The sequence below is a fragment of the uncultured Algoriphagus sp. genome (assembly GCF_963974835.1).
Classification (GTDB): domain Bacteria; phylum Bacteroidota; class Bacteroidia; order Cytophagales; family Cyclobacteriaceae; genus Algoriphagus.
Genome location: NZ_CAXBET010000022.1, coordinates 1 through 24,753, shown reverse-complemented (window position 1 = coordinate 24,753; position 24,753 = coordinate 1). Strand labels below are relative to the sequence as shown.

Below are 24,753 nucleotides of genomic sequence, written 5' to 3'. Positions count from 1 at the left end.
ATTTAGACTCGAGGAGGCTGGAAAAGTTCTTCTAAAACTGGTGAAGTGAAATGGAAACTATAATAGCTTTCAAGCTCTCCTAAAAATGAAAATGTTTGAGGTACGATAAAATCATTTATTGTAGAAAAATAAATTGGTGCATGAGAACAAGTATGACTACCATGAAAAGGTAATTTCTCATGACCCTTTTCGTTGTGATTTTCTCCAGCACCGTGGTCTATATAATCTTCTATAAAAAATTCAATAATCGTATCACCATCTAGAGCTTTGTGCTCCTCAAAATGAGAAATTAAAAAGGGAACTTTTTCAATCTGACAGCATAAATCTAAATTCATCGACAACATCCCCAAAAGGAGTAGCGCAATAAATGATTTATTTCCAAGCTGTTTCATATTAGCAAATCTACAAAATTAAGTAGTGCAAGGCTATTGCAGAAAGTTGCCACTATCCGGTCTCATTAATATTGCTGATTTTAATATTAAATTGACAAGCAATCAAAATTTAAACTTTTACACTTTATTAAAATGGAAATTGTAAAATTTTCATTGAGATACTCCTTTTCAGGATAATAGTTTATAAGTAACGAGACACCCGATCACCCCTACCAAAACCTTCCTTGTGAGTTATTCTGCTAATTTCTGGGTTATCCAGGGATAGATACCGCTTCCTTTCTTTTCCCACTGTCAATTTCACCGGAATTCCATACAGTTTCACCAGAATCATCAGCCCAAGCACAGTTTCCCCTAGGATTGAAGAAAAAATCAATCCACTATGACTTTTCTATACCGCATTCCCCTTTTCCATTTTGACCATGAAGACCCCGCAGTACTGGAGCAAAACCGGGAGGTGATCATGGAAGCTATAAAACTTTCTTCTACCGTTTTTTACAGGGAGCTGAAAGGAAAACCATTTGCAACACTGGATGCCAAACTCAGGATCAAACTCAGAAAATACCTCCTGCGTGGCCGATTCCGACCGACGCCCTTCGGGATGTTTGCAGGTGTCGGCATAGGAAAGTGGGGCACTGAATTAAACCTTAACTTTCCACTGCGGACAGAACTCATTGGCAATAAGACAGATATAAAATCGCCAGAATTTCCTGATTCGGAAATTAACCAAATGGATAGAACCTACCGCCTGCTTCCCGGAATCCATAAAAAACTTGGCTACTACCATGCGTTGGTATTTGATAATAAAAGCAATCAGTGGAAGGGATGTAAACTTCCTATAAACAACCTTTTTGAGAACCTGATCCTTTACACATCTGAGCAACCAATTGACTTTAACGGATTCCAAAAACTGCTCAATCCGGAAGATTCGAATAAGGATTCCCGAGAGGACAAGAATTTATGGCAACAGATTCTGGAAACTGGATTCCTTACCCCCCAATATGGCTTCGAATCCCACAACACTGGAAGGGACGTGGTAATGCAAAATCACCTGGAAATCTCAAAAACCACAAAGGAGCAACTTCAGCAGTTCGTTGATTCAGCGGGAGACTTGTTTGCAAAGGAGGAAAGCAACTACCTAAGGGACTTCAAGAGGTGGTTCAGTGCCCATTTTGATGATAGATATCTTAACCTACAGAGACTCCTTGCTCACAGTGATTTTCTGTCTGGGCAATTTCTGCAGGATGAAACTTATAATGAAAAAGGCATCGAATCATTGATTGCAGGTCATCAACCCTATCACTCATTAGACCTTCAGGACCTTGTCAGTAAGAAACAACCCGATAAAGGGGTTTATGATTTGCAGATTCTGTTCCGGCTGGACTCTTTGGGCAACCCGGTCATAGAAAACATGGTCTGCAACCGTCCCTTTGTATATACCGGTAGATTCAACAGGCATCCTGCCATAGAAATACACAGCCAGGAAATCAAAAAACGAATCCATACCGACAATGAAATCATCTACGCCCACCTTGCGCTAACCGAATCTGAATCCAAAGGGCACATCTACCATGTTTCCAACATCTTTGCCTATGAAATCACCCCTTTTGTTCCCCAGTCCCCAAAACAACTTGGTTTTGATGAGCTGTATTTGGGAATCAGCAGTGACCAAATCCGGCTGTACCACAAACCAAGCGGAAAAAGAGTAATACCTGTCGTCCTGCATCCCCTGAACGGAGAACAGATTACCCATCCCATCCTGCGGCTACTCTGGGAAGCTGCACATCAGGACAGGTTTAGGTTCATGCCCTACCAGTCACAAACCCTCAACAAAGCTACCCATTCTCCACAGCTCAACTGGGGGAAAATCTGTCTGCAGAGCCGAAGATGGAGGCTGGATAAGGAAAAGATCCCGGGCATAACTGAACTGGTCAAAAAGCTAAATGACTTAGGCGTTCCACGGCACATACTTGCCGGACATGGGGACAGAGAGCTATTGCTCAACCGTTATATCAAGGAGGATATCCAGATTCTCTGGCAGGAACTCAAACGTTCTTCTCCCCTTACTGTCAGCGATCCTTCCTGGTTTCCTTCAGGAATATTCCGATCATCGGATGGTACGGCAGCTTACCCACAGTTTGTATTCCACTATTCCAGACCCCGGCATACCACCACATCAAAAGCGGAATTCAACCCCATCGATAAAATGCAGGATAACTGCCTATGCTTCACCCTCACCCTTGATGATTCCGACGTCCCGGAAGTGTTGGAATACCTCTTCCAACACTTGGAAAAACACGAGATCAATTCAAAAATTCCCTGCTGGTTTTTTCTTGTCTATGGAAAGGTAAGGGCAGTTGAAATCCGTCTCCGCCTACTGGAAATAGCCCCCACGGAGAAGAGCCTACTTTTAACCTCGTTTTCAGACCTATTCTCCAAGGAAGGACTGGACTGGAAAACAGTGTCCTATTATCCGGAAAATTCTAAATATGGAACAAAGCACCTGAAAATATCACACCGCCTGTTCCATATGGAATCAAAATTCTTGGCATCAAAAACCCGCCAAATCCCCCACATTCACTTTTCTTCCAGTGATAAAGAAGAACTTGTTGTGAGCTTATGGAAGCTAATATTTTCCCAGTCACCCAATTTCCAACGGTTGTTTGACGAACTTAAAGGGGAAGTAAAAAGCATGTCCCATGCAGAGGTATCGCCCTTTAAATCAACTTTTACCTACGTATCAAAAAATGTAAAAATAAAATTCCCCGTAACAGCCTACCTCACTGCCATTCGCTCCCATGAATATTTTGAAACTCCGGGTACTATCGGCATCCTTTTTTTGATGAACCACCTGCACATGATGTTCAACCGCTTTTTTCCACAGCAAACACACCATCACGAGCGCAGAATCAGATACAGACTTTACAGGGAACTGGGTAAACAACTCTATAGCAAACCTAGGTAAAACACCATGACTGAAAACAGTCCATTAAATGCTACATAGGCAGGCGAATCAACGGATTTTTTTGGTTTCAAAAATCTGTCTCAATTCCTCTCTATACGTTTTACTTGTGGATATTCTATCTCCGGATATCAGTTCACATTCATCCGACTGCAGTTTTCTTATCTTCAATATATTCACCGCAAAGGACTGGTGCACCCTGACCATATACCTGGACTTGAGTTTCCTCAGACTTTCCATAAATGACGAAACCAGGATGAATTCACTCCCATCCTCCATTTTCACAATGGATTTTTTATTTTGCTGTTCCATATACAATATTTCGTTGGGCCTCACCACCTGGCTTAAATGTCCCAGCCGATCTCCAACCACCACATAATTCCCCTCCATTTCCTTTCTTACCCAGTAGAGGGAATCCAGTTTTTTCCTGGCCTTTTCCAGTGCTTCTGCCAGCTCTATCGGATCAGCAGGTTTCTGCAAAAATCCAAGAGCCTCCACCCTATATCCCGGTATGGCATACCGGGAGTGTCCTGAGCAGATAATAACAGGAATACCGGAATCTATCAGTTTTCTGGATAATTCCAGTCCACCCAGTTCAGGCATCAGAATATCAGTAATCAGGATATCCACCCTGCCGTTCAGGACATATTCCAGACCCAACACGGGGTCAACGGTTGAAAACCCTACTTCAAATCCGGGCAGCATGGAAATTTCCTGGGCCAATATTTCCAGGGAATTTTCCTCATCATCAATCAGGCCGATTGTGTATCGCTTTTCCATAATTAATTTGTAATAGTAAAGAATAAGTTGACTCATCAGCTTTCACCTTGTAGTGAAAACCCTCACCGAATTCATGGGCCATCACACGGAATACCGAAGAGGCACCAAAACCTGACCGCGGACTCACATCGAATCCCTTCACCTTGTTGACAATAGTAACCGTGAATACCCAATCCCCGGTTGATTCTTCCCGGACAAGCAGAAATTTTATAACACAGGGATGTTCTTTATCGGTGTAGGCTCCATGGAAAAACACATTCTCCACCAAAGTCAACAGACATAACTTGGGCATCGGTAGTGCTTCCGAAATGTCGGGAACATCCAATTCAGCAATTAATGACAGGTTGGAAAACCGTAGGTGTTGGATCTCGAGGTAATTCCTTACCGCCTTTACCTCCTCCATCAAAAAACTGGGCTCTTCAAAATCCCTGAAACTGTACCTGAGAAGGGAGGTCAGGTAGTGGAACTCCTTGGCCAGGTCCGGGGAAAGCTTGATGATCCTGGCCATATAGACACTTAGGGAGTTCAACACAAAATGGGAACTTAACTGTAGCGAGCGGTGCATCACATTCAGCTGCACATTCTTTATAGCCATTTCAAAATTTTCCTGTTTTAACTTCAGATTCCCATACATGATGTAAAAAGCTGAGGTAAAGCCAAGAAAGTGAAATACACGTAGAAATTCGTGCACCAAAAATACCTTAGACAGGATTAACTCATGCTCTACCAGCCTGAAAACAAATAGCTTGATACACATTAAAGCAAGCAACAGCAGAAGTAGTAGAACTACAGCCAACCCCCTTCTTTTATGAAGAAAAAAAAGCGGTAACAACCATTTAAAATACACCGCGATCATTACAAACCCTGCTACAAAGTTGTATATGGGAACAAACCAGTCGTCAATTTGCCCCCTTAATAAATAGGTGGCACACAGGTCCACGAGCAGATAGCACAGAAAAATCAGGAAAAGAAAGTATAGTGGATTCTCCAGTGGTCTTCTGAACAGATCAGTTTCACCCGAATCCCTATGCTTTTCACCCGAATGGTCAGTCCAGTCCAAGGATTTGCTAGTTTCCATGGTACTAAAATTTTAAACGTTATGATAAACAGACAAGCGTTGGAGGAATGCCAAAGGGCACTCAGCTCCATCAGAAAAATCAACTATCAAGCAAAAAGCAACGATAAACACGGTAAGGTTACCGGAAGCTTTTTCAGGGAGTGTCTCACCACGTTAACAGGAATTTAACCGGTGATATCCTGTTGAATCTGATCAGGACTTCTGCTGAAGTCCGGCAACTGTACCGGAATGTTATAAGTAGACTTCTAAAAACCTTCCGGTTTCAAAGGACCTGCCAGCGTGCAGGTCTTTTTTTGCGATGTGTTTTCACCCTCACTCCCGAGAGAATAAAACCTTTCCACTTTTTTAGAAAGTGATGGGAAGATCCAAAATGATTTACTTAAAGATCTTCGTTGATTAGCCCAGATCCATCTATACAGCTTGATTCCGACAGACAAAGCCAATTATCCCATAAAGGACCATTTAATCAATGCATGGTTATTTCACCTTACCATCCACTGAGCTTTCCAAAAAAGTATTAATACTTTAGATTGAACTAATATACCCATTCAAACTTAATTTGCAATACTTGTAAACTAAATTCTATTTCCCTGATTCCCAATATATCAGGAGTATAGAACAGGTTTTTAATGGACACATGGAATTCACTAACTAATTACCCCCCACCGATCAAAACTTTCCTCTTCTGAAGTTTCATTGAACTATATCTGGATTCCAAAGGATGCCAGGAGTAGGTAATGATATCACCTTTCCACTGTTACTCATTTCACCCTGCAGAAGTTGGCAATCTGCCAATCTCCATGAGATACCCAATTGAAATAGCCTCTAAAATATCTTAATCAGATATCATGAAGAGATAATCGGCATTGGGCAATCTTTCAGCTAAACCCATAAATATGAACCAATTGCCGGCGAATTTCACCAATATCCCTACTGTATTCACCACATCCTTGGAACTGATTACCAATTCTGCTGACATTTAATCAAGCACAGCACAAAATTCACAATCTATTGAAAGACAGAGAACAACCTTATGAACAAATAACTCTTACACCATACCGGTACCCAGTAAACATGAATTGCTACACGACCTATGAAAGAACTATCAAAAATATCGGCAACTGTATTAATCCTACTTTGGATTTACACCGGACTGGACAAACTGCTCCGATGGGAAGACAGTCGAAGCGCTTTCTTAAATCAGACTTTGCCTGAAAAACTGGCCGAACTGCTGGCTTATGCGGTACCGACAGCAGAATTGCTGATTGCCTTGCTCCTGTTCTTTTCGGTCAGCAGATGGTGGGGCTACCTTTCCAGTATCGTACTACTTACTGTCTTCACGACTTATGTGGGCTTGATCTGGGTTGGCGCTTTCCCACGGGTCCCCTGTAACTGTGCGGGGATAATCAACAGCTTGGGATGGGCGGAGCATTTTTTTCTGAACATGGGATTTATTGTAATTGGGGTTTGGGGGTTGTATAGTTTAAAATGGGGGGAAGTTGGAGGTTAGGAAGTGGGAAGTTGGGGGTTGGGAGTTATTGGTTCTTGGTTGGTTATCTGAAATTTAAAATGAGGGAATTGAGAATTTAAAATGGGTGGAAGTTGGAGGTTGGGGAGTTGGAAGTTGTTGGTTGGCTTTGTGTGGCTGACACTTCGACTTCGCTCAGTGTAACTGTAGACGAAGGCCTAATTGAAAGTTAGTAGGTGGCCTGGAGAGCATGCCGTAGGTATGCAATGTGGGTAGTCCAGGGTTTCAACCCTGGGATCAAGAATTATATTCATTCCACAGCGCTGGCCCGGGATCGTCTAGCGGAGATGTGGCATGTTGCCAGCAAGATGGAAATGTATTCTAATATGAAAATGGTCTGTGAAATAAGGAATAAGTTGTAGAGAAGAGCCGTTCGTGGAGACATGAACAGGGGCAGGAGCACTTTATTACCAACTCGGTATTCATCGCAATTGCTGTCATGGGATTATACCAAACCCCACTAAAAAAGCCCAGGGCTAATGCCCCAGGCCTCTTTCGTCGTTAAGCTTTAATTACTATAAAACTTATTAATTCTACGCCTTAAAGATAAACTATAATTACAAGTAAACTACTACCACAGAAGAAAATTATCCAAGTGAAATAAATAAATCAAAAATAAAGGGCGATGAAGGTGAATTCACCGCCCTACAGCCCAAAAATCTAAAGCAAGGGCTGCAAAAAATACCAAGGCTGATTCAACAAAACCTGAATCACTGCATATCAAATCATAAGAACGCACCGCTCCTTTCTAAGGCTGGGAGTAGAAAGGCCAGCCAACACTCAGCGGTGCAGGGATCCGAACCGGCTCCCAAACCGGGGCAACCCGGACGGTTCAACCTCTGGACAGGAGTTCTTGGATAGAATCCTCAAGAAGGAAGAAATCCTGGGAAGGAACTTCCGGTCAGGGGAAGAATACAACAAATGTTAAACCGAGGGGCAATTCCCTCACTAACCACACGATTATGAAATCAATAGCAAAAATGCTCCCTGCACTGGGATTAGTGTTCGGAGCAACCCTGGCCATGGCCATGAATATGCCAACTCTGGAGGTTGAAAAGACTGCTACCAAAGTCTGGACTCCCGACGCTTCCTTACCGAATGGTTACCGGGATATCACAACTCTGGAAATCGGCGAGGATTATGACTGCAATGGTACCGGACCGGAATGTAGAGTCGAATTCTCCAACGACAATCCGGCTACCGGTATCAAGAATGTACTTCAATCAGGGGTATTTACAGAAATGTAGGTTTCCTTGATCCATAGTAATTCAAACACCCAGCGCAACGTTTGTTCTGGGTGTTTTTTTATCTGGGGTTTTGGCGTATCCCTGACCGTTGGATTTCTTCCATCGGAATCGGAAATACATACTTGGGGGAGGTCGGGGCTATCACCAGTTCCTCACCCGCAATGCTCCTTCTGATTTCCACCAAACGCCCGTCTTCCTGATTCAGTCTTCGCAAATCCGACCAGCGGATTCCTCTTCCGATCAATTCTTTTTTACGCTCCATCAAAACAGCATCCAAAAGCCCATCTCCCACCAGCGTAACCGGCTCATAGAATTCAGCCTGTATTCTGTTTTTTCTCAGATCATTCAGGTACTGCTGAGCATTAGTATCATCCCCTGATCTCACATACCCCTCTGCTGCAATCAACTGAAGCTCTCCCACCGTCAGTCCGCCAAACATGGTTAAATTGCCTGTAAGCTTGCCGGTATAATTAAATATCCCAGGCTGGCTTTCATCAAAGAAGGCAGGAAGACGAAGATCCCCTTCCTGATAGCTCTTGATCAAAGAACTGTCAACTGCAACCTGTCTGGAAGTGAAATAAGAATAGGAAATCATCTGGGAATAAAATAGTGTTTCCTCATTAAAGCGCTCAAATGGCCGGGAGACAGTCACATCCAGTTCGTTTAAATCCATCCCACCTTCCGGATATAGTTCCAATGCTTCAGTTGCTGCTTCCGCCGCCTCAGTATATGCAAACTGGGTCAGGTATATCCTTGCCAACAACCCCAATGCCGCTGCCTTGCCGGGTCTGGATTTCGGCAACTGCATATCAGGCAATAAGGCTATGGCCAGCGTCAAATCTTCCAGCATCTGGGTATAGGATCTTTCCAGATCAGCTCTTCCGGGATTACCGTTGACGTCAGGATTATCCTTTAAGACCAGCCCCAGCGCATCCCCATTGGTACCGTTATTAGCAAATGCAGAGGTGAATTCCTGCAATAGCTGGAAATAGGCATAGGCCCGGTGAAACAATGCTTCACCTTTCAGCTTTTGCAGTTCGGCAACATCATTACTCCCTGATTTTTCGATCGCATCGAGCGCTACATTGGCATAGAATACCTGCTCATAAGGAACGGACCAGTCCCCTACCGGCTGCCCCTGATAAGGATCATCCGCCCAACTGTAAACACTTTGCTCCAATAGACTGAATCCTTCAAATGCTCCATCGAGCATATAAAACTCGTCCCCTGCAATAATGGGTAAACTTGCCTGTCTGCAGAATACCGTGGTGTTGTCCAGCAGGCTTCGGATATCCTCCAAAGAGGTGGGTACCACCAGACTCTGGTCCGGTTTCGGATCCAAAAAGCTTTCACAGGACATGAGTGCTGAAAGCAGTAAAATGATTGTTCTGACTTTTATTTTATCCATTGTTTTATATTATTTTAAAAAAGGGGTCTGTGGCCAAAAGCCACAGACAGGTCAACCAAACTGGAGGTAACCAACCTCCCCTTATGAAGAAAGCGTAAAGACCTTTTTCCCTTTTTATGTGTGTAGAATGAATCAGAAATCCAACTGGATTCCCACGGCAAGGCTTTTTAATGGTCTGTTGAATCCAAAATCAGGATCCCAATCCGTATCGGTTGCTTTCCAGATCATCCCCAGGTTGTTGGCATATACATACACCTCAGCATTTCTGAAGGCGGATAGCAATCCCTTGCCTGATAGCTGGGTTAAATCGTAACCCAGTCGGATGTCCTGTAAGCGTATATGGTCACCCTTTTCCACCAGAACAGCTGAACTCCTGTAAAAAGAATCCCGGAAGAAATTAAAACCGGCAGGCTGCGATGGCACATCAGTTTTCAGTTCATCCCCGGGTTGCTGCCAGCGTAGCGCATAGTCAGCATGGCCGCCCCTTCCCTGAAGCAGGGTGTTATACTGTATGGATGACCTCCTGAAATAGTAGCCCATCCGGAAGGATATATTGGCAGAGAGCGTAAACCCCCTGTAGCTAACCGTATTCCGAACTGAACCAAACGTAGTTGGCCGGGCAGGCCCATGGTAGTTTACTGATTCCAAAGTAGCTCCATTAACAATCGCCATGTAGTCCTCACTGGGCTCCCCATCCACTATCCCAATGGGATCTCCGGTCTGGGGATTAAGACCCGCCCAAGGGTAGCTGTAGATACCAAACAGCGGTTTACCCACATTCGGAAAATAGGTACCGCCTAGTCCTGCCTCCCCATAATTCAACAGGTTGGATATCGCAGGCTCGATCTCAAAATCAGTTACCTTTTCATTCAGCGCAGACAGTAGCCACACCGTAGTCCATTCAAACTCCCCTACCAGATTGCGTGATACCAGATTCAGATCAAATCCTCTGGTTTGGGTAGAAGCGGTATTGCCTGAGAAAACCTCTATACCCGTAGAAGGAGCATAGGGAGTCTGGCCGATCAGATCCAGTCCCAGCTTTTGATAGAATTCCAGTGAACCTGAGACCCTGCTGTCCCTGCTTTCAAAGTCCAGTCCCAGATTGGTAATCTTGATCCGTTCCCAGCGAAGATCAGCATTGGGAGGATTTCTGATTTGCAAATACGGAAGCTGCGTGAGGGTACTCCGGGTAACTACCTGTGCAGTGGTGAAGGCCGTCAAGCTCCTGTCCACATTTCCGTTATACCCGTAGGAAAAGCGAAGCTTCACAAATGGCAGTGCTCCCCATCCATAGAAATCCTCCTCACTGATTGTCCAGCCCAATCCCGCAGACCAAAGTGGTACTGCCCGTTGATTGGTGGCTACCCCAAACAGGTTGGAGGCATCCCTTCTGGCACTGAATGTCAGGTCATAGGTACGATTGTAGCTCAGGGAGGCATTTGCGTAAAGCGAAAAGAAACGGTCAGCCCCTTTGCTGAGCTGATCCCTGTTGGGAATCACAGCTGTCTGGAATTCATTGGAAAACTGCGGAAAAAGAACCCTGTAATCCACGGGCTGGGAACTTGACCGCTCGGTATTGTATCCATAATACCGGCTACCGCTTTCCTGAAAGTCCAGGGCTTTCAGCTCCCCTCCTGCCAGTACATCGATTTCCAACCCATTTTTCCAGGACTGGTTGAAATCCGTCTGGATTCTGGCTGAATGGCTGTTGGACTGTCTGGAGCTGTGATCCAAAATAGCCCCAAAAGGCACCTGTTGGATCAGATTCCCGTTTTCGTCGATCTGGGTAAACTGGTTGATCAGATCACGGGCATAGTAGCTGTTTTCGGCAAACAAGGTTTCAGCGCGTCGGTTGTTTTCCCAATACTGGTACAGGGCGGAAACTTTCCATTGTTTGGTCAGGCTATAATCAACTCCCATATTCAGTCGAAGGTCATTGCTGACGGTTTCTGAAGGGTTCCTACCGATTTCATCCAGCGGAACATAATCCCAATCCAGCAATCCCTGGCCCATGGATTCCTCCTTGAATGAATCCCTCAATTCCCTGCTTAAAGTCAACGGGTTACCTTCTTCATCCGCCAATCTTGCATAGGGATACATATCCACCAAAGCGGAATAATACAGGTCTTCCGGACCACTGTTCTGATCTACTGAAGAAGATTTCACCCCGTATAATCCCGTACGCACCATCAGTTTCCCTTCCATAAAACTGAAATCATTTTTCAGATTCAGACTCAACCGCTCGTTGGAATTCCCTATTGCATTCCCCCTGTTTTCATCCACGCCCAGTGCCATTCTGTAGCTGTGTATTTTCGAACCACCTGAAAGTCCCAGGCTGTATTGTTGGTTCAGCGAAGGGCGATAAAGGTATTTCTCCACATCCTTCCGCAGATCATAAGACCGAAGGTGCTGCAGCCTGGAATCCGCCTCTGCTTCCGAAATCACCCCGTCCCGCTTTTGAATCAGTGTTTCCACCACAGGGCTAAGGACCGGGTGCGATGCATCGCTCTCCGAGGAAGTAAAGAATCCTGCATCAAACAGGCTGATCTCCGTATCGATGTAGTCGTCCACAGATAAGTTGGGGGCAAGAAAGGGATCGGTAGGCTGGATCCAGTTGGCATTGGCAGTCAAGCTGACCTGCAGGGGCTGGTCATTCCTGCCCGACTTGGTGGTAATAACGATAACCCCATTTCCTGCCCTGGCTCCCCAGATGGATGCCGCGGCAGCATCCCTTAGCACCGTGATCGAGGCCACATCGTTGGGATTGATATCATCCAGACTTCCGTCGTAGGGAAAATTGTCGATGACAATCAAGGGCTGGGAGAATCTACCCAGTGTACTTCTTCCCCGGATGGATATGGGATCCCTTCCGGTATCCCCGGTACGGTTGAGTATCAGCCCCGAGGTCACATCCTCCAGTCTGTCCACCAGATTTGTGCTGACCCTGCGGTCTACCAGCTCTTCATCCAGCTGGACAAATGACCCGGTGGATCTTGCTTTGGGGATTTCCTGATAGCCAGTGGCCAGCACTTCCACCTGATCCAGTCCCATTTCAAGGGATTCCATTTCCAGTACCAACGCATTTTCCACGGGAACCGTACCGCTCCACTTGAGCGTGGCATACCCCAGAAACTGCACCGTGATTTCTTTTTCCCCCTGGGATACTTCAAGAAAAAACCGTCCATCGTTGTCCACCACAGCAGAGCTGTTATCAGGAAGGACAGTTACCAAAGCACCAACCAGTAATTCGCCTGATTTCGCATCCACTACTTTTCCTGATAGCCTTGTCCCTTGCGCCATTCCCAGCTGAGTGATCAGCATCCCGCCAATCAACCAAACAATTAATTTTATTCTCATGGTGCTAAGGGATTAAAATCACCCACTTTTTCCAGCACCAGCACTGAGATAACTTCCTCCTGCTTAACCAGGTCAAGACCATTCATGCGAAGGGCTTCACGAAGGCTTTCGATATTGGAAAGCTTGGTATCCAAGGACAAATCTATCGGGTAGTCTATCCCGGTGCGGTTGACTATAGGATAGGGATTGTTTTGCTGAAAGCTCGAATTCAGGTGATACACAAAACCCTGAAGGGGATAGTTGCGCATGCGTACGCCATTCCCGGCAGCCTGATAGGCTTGTTTACCTGCCATCGCTTTCGGGTATTGCTGCCCCTCCATCTGAACCAACGCATATACCGTCTTGGTTTTGCTTTCCACGCTGGCTTTTACCTGGGGAAAGAAGCGTTTCAAATCCTCCTGCATCAATTCGTAAGGATTTAAGTGGGGAGGTGCAATCAGTTCGTACCCAAAGACGTGAGTACCTTCCTCCATCCAGTCCAGGGCATCCTGACCGACCTTTTCGGCAAAGAGCTCCTCAAGTCCGAAACCGGGGGTTTCAATCCTGTTTCTCCCGAAATAGTCCACCAGATCCCGCTCTGAATAGGCCAACTGGAAATGTGAAAGTATGCTCATATTCACAATTCGGATATGGGATAGCCCACTGTAATCCTGGATAATCGAGCCACCCAGCCCAGGGATATAGCCGGTCATGGCCGACTGGAACCAGATATTTTTGTTCTCCACCTGCGGACTTTCCGAAATCAGTCTGGCATTCCTTTCCAGCTTAATTCGCTTGTCTATTTTCTCCCGAAATACCGACTCATCCCCGGCAAGCAGCTTATCCAGATTCTCTACAGTAATATCCGATTGGCTGGTGATAGCCGCTACGCTACCTTCTGGATCCAGGATCACAAAATGGGGAAGCAGTGAATGCGGAAAGTACTCCCGCATTTTTTTGGCATCAATGATCAAAGGAAACTCCAGATCCTGCAGTGAAGAATAGGCTTTCAGCACTTCCTGCACTCTGTTTTCAGGAAATATGGTGATAGGAAGAATCGCAAGGCGATCACCGTAATGATCCTGCAGCTCATCCATATCTGCAAGCGAAGCCGTGCTCAGACTACAGGTAGGCGCCCAGAATTCCAGAATGACGTATTTACCCCGATAATCATCCAACCGAAGCTTATCGGAAGAAAACTGCAGTACCTGAGCAAACTCGATACCCGCAGGTATCTGATCGCCGATAGTCAAAGTATCGGAGCGGGTCTCCCCGCCCCGATATACTCCGGTAGGATAAACCAAATCGTACTCCGGAGTAGGTGAATCAGCAACCTGTGCTGTGGATGTGCTCCCATATAGGCAAAGCGATGCCAGGAAGCATGTGTAAATGCTTTTGTTCATAGGTTTGAATGTTTAGCTGGAAGACCGAAGAAGGGAGAAAGGTGTCCGGTGTCCGATGACCGGTGTTTGTCACGCTGACACTTCGACGTCGCTCAGTGTGACTGAAGTCGAAGCGTACAAGTCCATAATCCACAGCAGTCAGAGAGCAGTGAGCAATCGCAGTATTCAGAAGTGAGAAGATCAATATGTGTCAGGCTGACACTTCGACGTCGCTCAGTGTGACTGGAGTCGAAGCCTCTTTTCCCTAACCTCCTATCTCTAACTACTTGGTATTTTGTACTTGATACTTGGTACTTTATACTTGGTACTTTGTACTCAAAACAAGACATACCTCTCCCACCCTGCCTTTTTCAGGCAACCAGCATTAATGAATAAGATATAAACTGTAGTAATGGAGCTGTTGACCTGCTGCAGCAGATGATCTCCATCATCGTGTAACGTCCCTCCCTGATCTGTGTGGATAGTCCCGCCACGGCGGGCAGGCCGACGAACATACAAAGCCCAATCGGAAGCAATCAGAGAGAAAAAGTGCCGTAATCCTTAAATCGGATTCTTGGGCTTTAGAGGATACAGGCGATCTACCGCGGTGATGCCATCCTCCTCTGGTAATGAATAAAAGGCAATAGGTAATGAGCAATGTGACCCAATGTAAAAAAGCTCAGACAGATCCTTCTTCTGGAATACTGATCCCAGGAAGCTACTTAATCCAGAAAAAATCAAGGTCGGTTCCATGATACTTGGGTTTATAACTATTTCCAAGTTGAGAACAAACCAAAAAAAGGCGTGTAACTCAACTTACCGACACCTAGTACCTAGGATTGACCTTGAACACGGATAAGAAGAGCCCACGCCAATGGCGTGAGCATACCACTTATGCCCCATGTTCTTCGAAATTTCCTAGGTTTCGGTATCGAGGTAGTAAGTGCGATGCTTTGAGGAATATATCCACTATAAGAATCACAAATAAACAAAAACTACAAATTGTAGAAATTTTGCTTAGTAATAACTAAGCGCTAAACTAATAAAGATTTTTGTATTTGCAAACAGCAATGGCAAAAAAAACAAACTTCGAATTAGCTGTAATTCAAAACGTTAAAGACGCACGAATTCAAAGAGAATGGGGGCAAAGGGATATTGCTGCAATTTTAAACTTTTCAGAAGGATTTATTGGACAAATTGAAAGCCCGAATCATCCAAGTAAATATAACCTAAACCATCTCAACATATTAGCTCAGGAAATGGGATGTTCACCTAAGGATTTTATTCCAGACTCTCCAGTTACTGAATTTAAATAATCCAAACAGAGCAAAAGACTTCAATTATTTCATACATAAAGTTTTTTTTAGGCAAACTTATTCTAACCACTAATTAAAAAGTGAAGAAAAATAGGGAATTGAAAGCTTTTTTGCAGGGTTTGATCGTGCGTTGGCATTGAGCGACCTGCAAATTTGCTTGAAAGTGAGTGTTGGGAGAACATAAACTTTCATTCGTTTTATTATTTATTAATAGCCTTAAGAAATGGTATTTTCAAGAAATTCATGTCGCCATATTTATTCCTCTCTAATATATCAATGTACTGTTCATGTGTTTTTCCAAAATTCATATCAGCAATATATTGCTCCTCATAGTACATTCTCATTTCGTCTGTACAACACTCCGCTTTGAAGTTTTCCTTTATCCCAAATATTCGATCCCAAGAAGTTATTTTGTCAGTACTACCAGTGCTTGTAATGTCAATTTCAATGTCTTCTGGTTCTATTGTTGAATCAAACGCTTTGTTAAATGTTATATCAATTTCAATATCGTGCGTTGTTCTACTATATGGATAAAAAGCAACTGTTCTTGTTTTGCTTTCATTCTTTTTGCCTTTGTTGTTTGTAATATATAGAGTGTCTTCACTCAACTTATACTTACCATTACAAATGTCACAAATTGGTATAAGGTTCTTAAAATTTAGAGAATTGAATGGGTAATGTTTTCTTGGTAGATAATGGTCTAACGCACTTCTGTGAGTGTGAAATTGAGTTAGTACTTTATGGATGCCACAACATTTACAAACTGAAGATTTTTTGACTACTGTTTTATAATAAGCATTTATGTCTTCATACTCAGTGTAAAAGGGGGCGCGCTTTATACAGTGGTCGTAGAGACTATCGCAAAAAGTTTTGATCGCTTTTTTGAGGTTGACATCTATGGCCTCTATTTGATCATATTTTACAGGCTCAATATCACCATTGCATAATTCTCTAATTTTATTGTTGTTGTAAACTGCTGTCTTCAACAGCTTGATTTGGGTACGATTAAGTGTTTTACAAATTATGTAAGCTTCTGCTAATGGGGTTAAAACATAATCATTGTTGATACCATCGATAAGGTTTCTGTATTTGGGTAAAACCAATATTGAACTGAAGGTAACAGCTGCGATATTCTTAGCATTAAAAATCACATCAAGCATTACGTGATTAACAAATGACTGTACCTTTTGAATTTTGGAATATGAATAATTATATGGTTTTAGCATTTGCCTACTTCTTGTCTGTAACTTCCTTTATTAGCATTAGCTTTTCAATTGAATCACCAAATTCATTGTTCAATTCTTCAATTAAATCTTCTGTTTTTTCTTCATTATCGAAACGTTTTTTGAATTCAGTCATTTTTGACAAAGCATAAGTGCCAATTGTCTCTTTGTTTTTAAAGATTCTATTAGTTAGAAGATTTACAGATGTACCATAAGTATCAATTCCTAATTCACTGGCTTTCTTAGCAGTTGTATCTCCTTTATCATCCTTTTCAAAAAGCACTACATTGTCAGGCAAGCAATCAGAAATAATGAATGGTGAATGAGAAGTCAATAAAACGTCTTTGAGTAGGTGAACATTGAAGTCTCCATTTGGTAGGCCTTTTGGATTTCCAGATGAAATGCTATCGTTCAATATTTTTACAAATTTAGCTCTCCAACTAGGATTGAAGTGAGTCTCTGGTTCGTCTAAAAGCAAAAGAGAACGTTTGTCTTTGAGTAATAAACAAATTCCTATTGTATGGATAAATTGGTGTTCGCCATCTGAAAAGCTTCTCAGTAGCAAATCTTTAACTTTGCCCATTTTAAGCTTTTTGGTAATGTAGAAATCCAAAAAGTGAAACACATCTTGTCGAGGACTACCTACTGGCAATTTCCCATCTGTATAAACGCCTTTAGAACGGTATACATCATCTTTCGTTTCTTCATCCACAAAATGATTATTCAGTTCATATAGTAACCTAAAAAACTGAAAGCACTCTAAAGAGGAATGAAAATGTTCTTTGAACGCTTCTTTCGTGGCATCATTTACATAAAAGTCTAACCACATCGTTTTTGTTTTTTGGTCTAAAAACCAAGAAGTAGCACATTTTTTTAGGTCATCCAGTTGGTTTTGTTCGAGCAGTTTAAGAATAGGGACATTTATAGACTTTTTTGTTTTCTCATCTTGAAACTCAAAATCGTGTAAGTGAATATTCATTCTGAAATTCCTCAACCCTAAAATGCCTGTGTTGTCAATATCTCTTAGTGGGGCAAGAGTTTTTTCTTTTTCAAAAAGCAAACACGCCAATAGAACCGCCTGACTCATGTTATTGTCTATATAAATCAAGCTGTTTTCAGGCTCGTCAAATGAAGGGTGTTCATTTTTTGTAGCTTGTTTGTATTCGTCTAAATGGATTAATCGGCTTTTGATAAATGGCAAACTTAAAATCTCATTTTCACCGGACGAGTAACCAATGATATGAGCAGGTAAGTACATTTTGTCTTGCTCTTCGAGTACTTTACCTGAGGAATTGATTAGGCCATTCTTTTTGTCTTCTTTAGTAGTTTCAGGGTTAGGGATTATGATATTCTCTTCCTTAAATGGATATCCATAGACTTTTATACCCGGCTCTTCGCCTGCTTTTTTTGATATTACAACTTTATCAAAGTAAAAAAGGGTGTATCGCTTTCTGTTGTGCTGCCCAATCAAATATTCTAAAGTAAAAGCATCAGGGGTACATTCATTGCGTTTGAAATTCTTTGGGTCTTTAATGCTATCGGGTAAATACTTAGCAACACAAACCTCCAAATGATAAAAGATATTTGCCAGTGCTTCTAATACATTGGATTTTCCGCTACCGTTTAAACCTGCAAAGCAGAACGGACGAAATTGTTCCATTGCTTCCGTATCAGCTAATGAATGAAAATTAATTTCAAAATCTTGCTGCAAGCTTCTGAAACCGTCTTCATTCTCAATTTTGAGTTTAAGTAGTTTCATTGTGCAAGGTCAATTGAATTTTGTTATCCTTAAAAATTTGCTTCACTAAATTTTCTTCTTCCTTCATAACTCTAAAAAGGATGTATTTAGCTTTATCATATTGAGTCATATCCTCAAATTCCTGTTCATTTAAACGATCAATTAATCGTTGAATAAATGTGACATCATTAACAATACTGCTAATCATGTTTTCTTCATCATTCTTATCTAAGTCAATGGAATCAATCAATGCTTCTAATTCAGCATCAACATCCACAACTATTCTTTCACTGAATACTTGTTGCGAAAGGCTCTTTAATAGATTTTCTGATTGAGTTTGATGACCAATAAGCTTTTGTTGAAAAACCGAATATTTTTTTGCGATTTCTTCAAATTTCAGTTGCTCTTTGAGAGTAGGCTTTATAAAGAGAACCTTTTCAAACTCTCCTTTTGTAAGCAACTTTTTCATACCGCCTGTGGCATGAGATTGCACATATTTAGCTGAAATCTTGAACATCCAATACAGAAAATATATAGAAACGTCTTCGTTAGGAACAACCGCATTTATTTGTTGATTAAAAGCAACTCGTCTGTCGGTAATTGCCGAACGACCAATAGAGCCAATACTTCCTGCTATACAAGCAACTAATAAAGCATTTTCATTTACAGATCTTGCTTTTTCAAATCCAGTTTCAGATAAATACTCAGAAGCTTGAGTTGGAAAATGACTTTGGCTTAATATGTTGTCAGTTTTAATCATTCTATATAGTTTGAATCGTAGTTGTTTTTGTCTTTACGTGGTGGTGTGTTTCCTGTTATTATTTCGCCAAAATCTTTTAGTGGTTTTTTATCAAATCCATTGGGGTTATTTGCTATGTTCCCAAACATATCTAAGAATGTTGCGCGAATCAAATCATCGTATTTGACAATCGTTTCTACCCGCTTATCTAGTATAGTTTGAGCCTTATCTAAAATAGCAACAATTTTGTTCTGAGTTTCTAGGTTGGGTTCATAAGAAATTTCACTTTCAATGTATCGGTCTAATTTTAGATTAATAATTCCTGTTGTCTTATTCTGAAATTCTAAAACTTTTTCAGTTTGGTAATTATTGTAAAGTAAATAAAAGAGATACTTGGGATTTACTTTTCCCTTTTTAGGTCTTAGAATAGTAGTAAAGTTATTACATAGGTATGCCTCACTACTAGATTTCTCAAAATAGACAACTCTTCCTACTGGCTGTTTCGGACTACCACCAGACTTTTCAATAATAATATCTCCATGATTCAGTTTTTTCTTTTCAACTTTTTTTACATCAATATCTCTTTTAACAACATTTTCGAATGAGATAATACCTGAATTAGTAAAATTAGCTGTCCTGATAACAAATACAGCATTATCACCTGAAGGTTCTTTTCCCCATTCACCAGAAATTTTACTTTCAATTAAATCGGTTATTATAGCTCTTTCCATTACCCAATTAACTTTTTAAGTTCTTGCATGTCCTTTTGTATTTCGTCTTCTAAAACAAAAAGAGCTTCCAATATCTTTTGAGGTGGTTCGTAGGTTTGTTCTTCGTATTCAAATTTTTTGTAGCGATTGAAGCTCAAGTCAAGTCCATTTTCTTGTATTTCGGCCAGCGGCACATAAAAATGATTAGTTCTCTCAATAGGTTTTTGTGTTGTTCTTTTTTTATAGGCATCAACTGCAATAGGTAAAGGGTTTTCTGCTAATTTCTTTCTAGTGTCGTCCAGACTATATCCGTCATTCTTTAACTCATAAAACCATACTTTCTCAGTATGCCATTTGGTGCTTTCTTCCTCTGCCTTAGTAAATACTAATATGGCTGTTTTTACACCTGTGTATGGTTTAAATGCTCCACTTGGAAGAGATATTACGGCTTCAAGTTGATTGTCCTTTAAAAGTATTTCTCGTGTTTGTTTTTGAGCTGTACTACCTCCAAACAAAACACCTTCAGGAATGATTACGGCAGCCTTTCCTCCTGGACGAAGCATTTTGGAAATACGCACAAGAAAGAGTAATTCACTATTCGTTCCCGTGATTTTGAGTTTATCACTCATGCCTCCTTTATCAATCCTACCTGTGAATGGTGGGTTGGCCATTATCACAGAATACTCCCCATCTGGATATTTTTGGTCATATTTCTTTGAGAGCGTATCAGTATTTTCAATTTGAGGAATTTTGATACCGTGTAGCATTAAGTTCATCAAACCAATCCGCACCATGGTTTGATCAACATCAAACCCGTAGAATGTTTTTTCCCAGAGATTATCCCAAACTTCCTGCTTGCTTATTTTATCACCGCCAAACCTTCTGAATCTTTTTAAGCCATTTTCATCTTCAATAATTTCTTCAGGACTGGTGTATTTAGTTAGTACATGTTGGTATGCACCCACTAAAAAACCACCTGTTCCGCAAGCTGGGTCACAAATTTTATCCGTCCAGTCTGGGTCTATAATTTCACACATCAGTTGAATAAGGTGTCTTGGAGTACGAAACTGTCCGTTTTTACCTCCAGAACCCATTTCATCTATGAGGTATTCGTATAAATCTCCTTGGGTGTCCTGAAATTGCTGTCCTTCGTCTTGTTGTTTTTTTATGTCAGCAAAAAGTTCATCAATGGATTTAACGGCTTCATCCAACAAGGCTGAATTGTTTATGATAAACATGGCATTCTCCATGTACCTTGAATAAGGTTGAGAAGGATCATTGAGATTTTTTATAAACGGAAATGCCTTATTAGAAACTATTTCTAACATAGTATCAGGGTCGAGTTGAGAGAAATACGACCAACGACAATCTTCCTGTCCGTCAAAAATTGATTTGTACTCTTGCTCTGCGAAAGTTGCTTTTGCTTTTTCCAATACATCTGCATCATCTATTCTTCGCATAAAAAGCAAATAAGAGATTTGCTCAATAGCAGTAATGGGGTTTGTAATACCTCTGCTCCAGAACTTATCCCAAAGCTTATTGATTTTTGATTTTAATTCGTTTGATAACATATTATAATTAACTCCTACTTAAATAATTACTCTGTTTGTTACTATTATTTGCTGTTCGCCACTATTTTATCAAAAATATTACCTGGCATGGTTGGAGATCCTTCATCTTTTAACAAGCCTGTGTCTGCCCTACTGAAAAGCGACTGCATAATCAAGTGGCGCTCTGTAGGATCAATGGCCTGTTCTTTTTGCATGGCTAAAAATACGAAAGTAAGCTGCTCCCGTTCTTCCGCATCCCTGACGAGATGAAAAGTACTGAAAGTAAGCTTTGAAAAGGTTTTTATCAAAAATGCCAAAAACGAGACAAAGGTTATGAAGATCACTGACCATTTAATTGCTGTGGCTGTATCGCTGAAAATATCTTCAAGAACTCCATTCGAAAGAAAATTAAGTAATAGAATAAATAATCCTATACCAATTAACGTGATGATTACGAGACTTGTAAGCCAACGATTACCTTCTTTTCGAAGCTTAACGGCCCTATCATTCCAGTACTTGGCTGGGGCTTCGAGCTTTAATTTATCCCTGTAGAGCGTTTCTAGATCTGAGACTTTTTTCTTAGAAGCAGTATCAAATGCTAAGAAGCCCTGGGACGTTTTATCAAACCACTCTTCATAAGTCTTACTTTTATCCTCCTTGTAGGCTAAAATCTCATTTGTTGTTGATTTTACATTGGACTCGAAGCTCTTCGATAGCTCAATGAAATGTTGCTCTGATTCTGAAATATATTTATCTATTTGATTTCTGAGTTTGGTGAGCGAAGACTTTTCCCTAACTCTCCTTTTTTCAATTTCAGTTTCTCCCTTTTGAAAGTATTCATAAGCTAAGATGAGACCATTCAAATAATTCTTTTCACGAAGCTCATTTACAACTATTGAATCGGAAATGTAATCTAGTGCACCTTTATAATTTCTATTCTTCTTCTGAAATATTTCAACCAAAAAATCTGTTACCGGAGCATTATACTCGAAAATTGAAGAAGCTCTGTTTAAAGACAAATAATTGTAAACATCTCTATTCCAGACTGAAGAAAAGTCATTTTTATCCACATTGTAATATCCATTGATGAATGATATCACTTTATTCTCTAAGTCTTGAAAATAGCTCAATGAATTTTTCATTTCTTGAGGAATATCACTCCCAAGATTTTTAAAGCCAGCTATTTGATTAAGCAAGTATTCATAGAATGCAGAAATCCCCGTGAATTTCCTTTGAATATTCACCTTAGGGAGATTGAATTGAATTTCTTTGCTTGAGAACAATTCACTACTTGGAGCATCTTTTATTTTTTGTCTTAATTCTTTTAACTCCATGATTCCTTTTCTAAAAAACTCAAAATTTGTGTTGCTCTGGAAGTTCTATTTCGTTTTTACTTTTTAACAATTTCATATTTTTTCAGATTACAAAAGCGTTTAATTTTCCTAGCTAGTGAACCTAAAGTCCAAAACCCAATCTATTATCGAGGAAAACTGAGTTTGAAACTGATACCATAGCTTTCCATGCCAGCACACTTTCACCCTCGTATGAACCTAAGCATTAGGTAGATGTAGAATATTAAAAGCATCCCGAAGGATTCAATCCCCTACCCTATCGGTGGTTTATTTTCGAAGGCGATCATATTTAGTTCTTAAATATACGATTTTGGGGTTTTGGCAGGCTGCCAATTGTAAAAAATGGGACTTAGGTTGTCAGATCCTAGACCTGAAGGCAGAACAATCACATAACAACCAATTTTTCTCCAAAACTTGAGTTTTCCTGTTAAACTTTTGATAGTAGAATTCAATGCCCAATACCTTTCTAAAGTATACCAAATAGGATTTTTGAATTTAACTGGAAACACATTAAAATATCAATAGATTATTTTCACCTGTTTCTCTAACCATTCAAATAGCGACATTTTACTGTGCAGATATTCATTTATATGATCTTGATCTATGATGACAATATGGTACTTTTCCCTTCCAATTCTCCTTAAATGATTAATGGATTCTTTAGTAAAGCCATTGATCGACACAAAAATACCTAGGGAAGTTATGTTTTGGTGGTTTCTTAATTTTGTCTCAAAATCTCTCATCTCTTTAGCTCCAATAGGAGTATTCCAATTTTTACATTCAACAAAAATCATTGAACCAAAGGATCTCCAAAAAGCTGTTTCCAATTTATTCATAATAACTATATCAATTTCCTCATCACCAGTTTCAACCCTACTACTTGATATTTCAAGGCTTTTATTTGAAGTGAAAATTAGTTCTGTCAACTCCTCTAGTTGCAACCCCTTCTTGTAAGAGCTCTCCTCCCTCAAACAATTTGTTAAAAGCTCTATACCCTTTAGTTTAATGTACTTTTCCTTAATAAAATCCTCCTTAGCTAAAAGAGGATTGAAAAAATTATTATATAAACTAATCTTATCAATAAGCCTTATTGCTAATTCTGAGTGTAAGTCTTTTACATGTTCTTCTTCCTCAATTATATCATGGAGATCAAGCTTAAAAATTGAATTTCCCGGAACTATTTCCAAGAACACCCTAAAATATAACATTGCTAAAATTTCCGAATATTCTTCCAATATAAACCAATCAAACAACCTAAAAATCAAAACCACAAACGGAGGATATCGAAGTTCTTTTCCATGTATAAAAAGTTCCAAAGCATCAAAATCTACTGACTTAAAGCGTAAATCTATATCATCCAATAGTTCTTTATGCATCTCGTTTAAAACATCCCTAAAAACTTCTATAAAATAGCGCAACTCCTCTTCATAGGATAAGTTTGGATAAGCTGCCAAATACCTCTTAAATTCGAGTTGTTGCTCTATTGATGTTTTGTCTTCATGGTCAGACACAAAAACCTCAAATATGTCGTACTTAACATCTTCGATCCATCTTACGTAGAAGAATTGATATAATTTAACGATTGCTTGAAAGTCATAACCATAATCATCCAATATTTTTTTAGAATCATTAATAGTACACTTATATCCTACCTCTTTTAGTATTATATCTCCGCTATCACCATCTGGCGATTCTTCTTTGTAAAACATATCTTCTTTAAAGAAAAGAGTCATGAAAGATGGAACGTCATATTTCCATGCAAACAAATATTCACCGAGATATAATTCTGAATAACTACCCATTTGTATAAATTCTAGTTTAAAGAAATATTTAAAGCATAAATCTCACGGAATTATCGATTAAATCTCAACGTAATCAATTTACTGTGTCCATGTTGCACACAATAGGTTCGGAGCAAGTGAATTGCACCCCTGCCACAGATCTCCCGTAAACTGGAAAGTGGACCTGCTACATTTGATTGGACAGTAAGTTAAGCCCCCTTAACTTAGAACCAA

Annotated in this window: 19 protein-coding genes; 5 read left to right on the top strand and 14 right to left on the bottom strand. The window is 40.8% G+C overall.

Annotated features, from left to right (window positions below):
- Positions 1 to 2 precede the first annotated feature (2 nt).
- On the bottom strand, positions 3 to 392 hold the full coding sequence (locus AACZ73_RS22140) for a hypothetical protein (RefSeq protein WP_339881125.1): 390 nt from the start codon (positions 390 to 392) through the stop codon (positions 3 to 5).
- Between the two features lie 379 nt (positions 393 to 771).
- Between AACZ73_RS22140 and AACZ73_RS22135 the strand changes: the two genes are divergently transcribed.
- Entirely contained in the window at positions 772 to 3,354 is a 2,583-nt protein-coding gene (locus AACZ73_RS22135) for a lantibiotic dehydratase (protein ID WP_339881123.1), read from the top strand.
- A 48-nt stretch (positions 3,355 to 3,402) separates the two neighbouring features.
- On the opposite strand, the gene AACZ73_RS22130 is transcribed toward AACZ73_RS22135, so the two are convergent.
- Positions 3,403 to 4,131 carry a LytTR family DNA-binding domain-containing protein gene (locus AACZ73_RS22130; protein ID WP_339881121.1) on the bottom strand — a complete coding sequence of 243 codons (729 nt, stop codon included), beginning with the start codon at positions 4,129 to 4,131 and terminating at the stop codon, positions 3,403 to 3,405.
- Positions 4,100 to 5,209 (bottom strand): histidine kinase, encoded by a 1,110-nt coding sequence (locus AACZ73_RS22125; protein ID WP_339881119.1) that lies wholly within the window; start codon positions 5,207 to 5,209, stop codon positions 4,100 to 4,102. The genes AACZ73_RS22130 and AACZ73_RS22125 overlap by 32 nt, the downstream gene beginning before the upstream one ends.
- A 21-nt stretch (positions 5,210 to 5,230) precedes the next feature.
- On the opposite strand from AACZ73_RS22125, the gene AACZ73_RS22120 reads away from it, so the two are divergent.
- The 3 genes from AACZ73_RS22120 to AACZ73_RS22110 all read left to right on the top strand — a co-directional run bounded on the left by AACZ73_RS22120 (position 5,231) and on the right by AACZ73_RS22110 (position 7,984).
- On the top strand, positions 5,231 to 5,377 hold the full coding sequence (locus tag AACZ73_RS22120) for a hypothetical protein (protein ID WP_339881117.1): 147 nt from the start codon (positions 5,231 to 5,233) through the stop codon (positions 5,375 to 5,377).
- Between the two features lie 925 nt (positions 5,378 to 6,302).
- Positions 6,303 to 6,719 carry a MauE/DoxX family redox-associated membrane protein gene (locus AACZ73_RS22115; RefSeq protein WP_339881115.1) on the top strand — a complete coding sequence of 139 codons (417 nt, stop codon included), beginning with the start codon at positions 6,303 to 6,305 and terminating at the stop codon, positions 6,717 to 6,719.
- Positions 6,720 to 7,699: 980 nt separating this feature from the next.
- Complete coding sequence (locus AACZ73_RS22110) at positions 7,700 to 7,984, top strand: DUF6520 family protein (RefSeq protein WP_339881113.1); 285 nt, start codon at positions 7,700 to 7,702, stop codon at positions 7,982 to 7,984.
- A 58-nt stretch (positions 7,985 to 8,042) separates the two neighbouring features.
- On the opposite strand, the gene AACZ73_RS22105 is transcribed toward AACZ73_RS22110, so the two are convergent.
- The 4 genes from AACZ73_RS22105 to AACZ73_RS22090 form a co-directional block, all read right to left on the bottom strand.
- Positions 8,043 to 9,392, bottom strand: a complete 1,350-nt coding sequence (locus tag AACZ73_RS22105; RefSeq protein WP_339881111.1) for a RagB/SusD family nutrient uptake outer membrane protein — start codon at positions 9,390 to 9,392, stop codon at positions 8,043 to 8,045.
- 132 nt (positions 9,393 to 9,524) lie between these two features.
- The gene (locus tag AACZ73_RS22100; RefSeq protein ID WP_339881109.1) at positions 9,525 to 12,749 is read right to left on the bottom strand and encodes a SusC/RagA family TonB-linked outer membrane protein; all 3,225 of its coding nucleotides are present in this window, start codon (positions 12,747 to 12,749) and stop codon (positions 9,525 to 9,527) included.
- Positions 12,746 to 14,131, bottom strand: a complete 1,386-nt coding sequence (locus AACZ73_RS22095) for a redoxin domain-containing protein (protein ID WP_339881107.1) — start codon at positions 14,129 to 14,131, stop codon at positions 12,746 to 12,748. The genes AACZ73_RS22100 and AACZ73_RS22095 overlap by 4 nt, the downstream gene beginning before the upstream one ends.
- 540 nt (positions 14,132 to 14,671) lie before the next feature.
- Complete coding sequence (locus AACZ73_RS22090) at positions 14,672 to 14,863, bottom strand: hypothetical protein (RefSeq protein ID WP_339881105.1); 192 nt, start codon at positions 14,861 to 14,863, stop codon at positions 14,672 to 14,674.
- 317 nt (positions 14,864 to 15,180) lie between these two features.
- Here AACZ73_RS22090 and AACZ73_RS22085 point away from each other — a divergent pair, with 317 nt between their 5' ends.
- Positions 15,181 to 15,426, top strand: a complete 246-nt coding sequence (locus AACZ73_RS22085) for a helix-turn-helix transcriptional regulator (protein WP_339881103.1) — start codon at positions 15,181 to 15,183, stop codon at positions 15,424 to 15,426.
- Positions 15,427 to 15,626: 200 nt separating this feature from the next.
- Here AACZ73_RS22085 and AACZ73_RS22080 read toward each other — a convergent pair whose 3' ends face one another.
- The 7 genes from AACZ73_RS22080 to AACZ73_RS22050 form a co-directional block, all read right to left on the bottom strand.
- A complete protein-coding gene (locus AACZ73_RS22080; RefSeq protein ID WP_339881102.1) occupies positions 15,627 to 16,652 on the bottom strand; it encodes a hypothetical protein in 1,026 nt (341 codons plus the stop codon).
- A gap of 4 nt (positions 16,653 to 16,656) precedes the next feature.
- On the bottom strand, positions 16,657 to 18,408 hold the full coding sequence (locus AACZ73_RS22075; protein WP_339881101.1) for a restriction system-associated AAA family ATPase: 1,752 nt from the start codon (positions 18,406 to 18,408) through the stop codon (positions 16,657 to 16,659).
- On the bottom strand, positions 18,395 to 19,147 hold the full coding sequence (locus AACZ73_RS22070) for a restriction endonuclease subunit S (protein WP_339881100.1): 753 nt from the start codon (positions 19,145 to 19,147) through the stop codon (positions 18,395 to 18,397). Before AACZ73_RS22070 ends, AACZ73_RS22075 begins: the two co-directional genes overlap by 14 nt.
- Entirely contained in the window at positions 19,144 to 19,857 is a 714-nt protein-coding gene (locus AACZ73_RS22065) for a restriction endonuclease subunit S (RefSeq protein ID WP_339881099.1), read from the bottom strand. The genes AACZ73_RS22070 and AACZ73_RS22065 overlap by 4 nt, the downstream gene beginning before the upstream one ends.
- Positions 19,857 to 21,407, bottom strand: coding sequence for a class I SAM-dependent DNA methyltransferase (locus tag AACZ73_RS22060; RefSeq protein WP_339881098.1), 1,551 nt, complete (start codon positions 21,405 to 21,407; stop codon positions 19,857 to 19,859). Before AACZ73_RS22060 ends, AACZ73_RS22065 begins: the two co-directional genes overlap by 1 nt.
- A gap of 44 nt (positions 21,408 to 21,451) precedes the next feature.
- Entirely contained in the window at positions 21,452 to 22,720 is a 1,269-nt protein-coding gene (locus AACZ73_RS22055; RefSeq protein ID WP_339881097.1) for a DUF6161 domain-containing protein, read from the bottom strand.
- 536 nt (positions 22,721 to 23,256) lie between these two features.
- The gene (locus AACZ73_RS22050) at positions 23,257 to 24,540 is read right to left on the bottom strand and encodes a restriction endonuclease (RefSeq protein ID WP_339881095.1); all 1,284 of its coding nucleotides are present in this window, start codon (positions 24,538 to 24,540) and stop codon (positions 23,257 to 23,259) included.
- Between the last annotated feature and the right edge of the window lie 213 nt (positions 24,541 to 24,753).

Coding starts and splice junctions, on each gene's coding strand:
- AACZ73_RS22105 (WP_339881111.1), bottom strand. CDS start 9,392: ATGGATAAAATAAAAGTCAGAACAATCATTTTACTGCTTTCAGCACTC.
- AACZ73_RS22130 (WP_339881121.1), bottom strand. CDS start 4,131: ATGGAAAAGCGATACACAATCGGCCTGATTGATGATGAGGAAAATTCC.
- AACZ73_RS22140 (WP_339881125.1), bottom strand. CDS start 392: ATGAAACAGCTTGGAAATAAATCATTTATTGCGCTACTCCTTTTGGGG.
- AACZ73_RS22115 (WP_339881115.1), top strand. CDS start 6,303: ATGAAAGAACTATCAAAAATATCGGCAACTGTATTAATCCTACTTTGG.
- AACZ73_RS22080 (WP_339881102.1), bottom strand. CDS start 16,652: ATGCTAAAACCATATAATTATTCATATTCCAAAATTCAAAAGGTACAG.
- AACZ73_RS22085 (WP_339881103.1), top strand. CDS start 15,181: ATGGCAAAAAAAACAAACTTCGAATTAGCTGTAATTCAAAACGTTAAA.
- AACZ73_RS22050 (WP_339881095.1), bottom strand. CDS start 24,540: ATGGGTAGTTATTCAGAATTATATCTCGGTGAATATTTGTTTGCATGG.
- AACZ73_RS22075 (WP_339881101.1), bottom strand. CDS start 18,408: ATGAAACTACTTAAACTCAAAATTGAGAATGAAGACGGTTTCAGAAGC.
- AACZ73_RS22055 (WP_339881097.1), bottom strand. CDS start 22,720: ATGGAGTTAAAAGAATTAAGACAAAAAATAAAAGATGCTCCAAGTAGT.
- AACZ73_RS22120 (WP_339881117.1), top strand. CDS start 5,231: ATGATAAACAGACAAGCGTTGGAGGAATGCCAAAGGGCACTCAGCTCC.
- AACZ73_RS22110 (WP_339881113.1), top strand. CDS start 7,700: ATGAAATCAATAGCAAAAATGCTCCCTGCACTGGGATTAGTGTTCGGA.
- AACZ73_RS22095 (WP_339881107.1), bottom strand. CDS start 14,131: ATGAACAAAAGCATTTACACATGCTTCCTGGCATCGCTTTGCCTATAT.
- AACZ73_RS22070 (WP_339881100.1), bottom strand. CDS start 19,147: ATGATTAAAACTGACAACATATTAAGCCAAAGTCATTTTCCAACTCAA.
- AACZ73_RS22060 (WP_339881098.1), bottom strand. CDS start 21,407: ATGTTATCAAACGAATTAAAATCAAAAATCAATAAGCTTTGGGATAAG.
- AACZ73_RS22100 (WP_339881109.1), bottom strand. CDS start 12,749: ATGAGAATAAAATTAATTGTTTGGTTGATTGGCGGGATGCTGATCACT.
- AACZ73_RS22065 (WP_339881099.1), bottom strand. CDS start 19,857: ATGGAAAGAGCTATAATAACCGATTTAATTGAAAGTAAAATTTCTGGT.
- AACZ73_RS22125 (WP_339881119.1), bottom strand. CDS start 5,209: ATGGAAACTAGCAAATCCTTGGACTGGACTGACCATTCGGGTGAAAAG.
- AACZ73_RS22090 (WP_339881105.1), bottom strand. CDS start 14,863: ATGGAACCGACCTTGATTTTTTCTGGATTAAGTAGCTTCCTGGGATCA.
- AACZ73_RS22135 (WP_339881123.1), top strand. CDS start 772: ATGACTTTTCTATACCGCATTCCCCTTTTCCATTTTGACCATGAAGAC.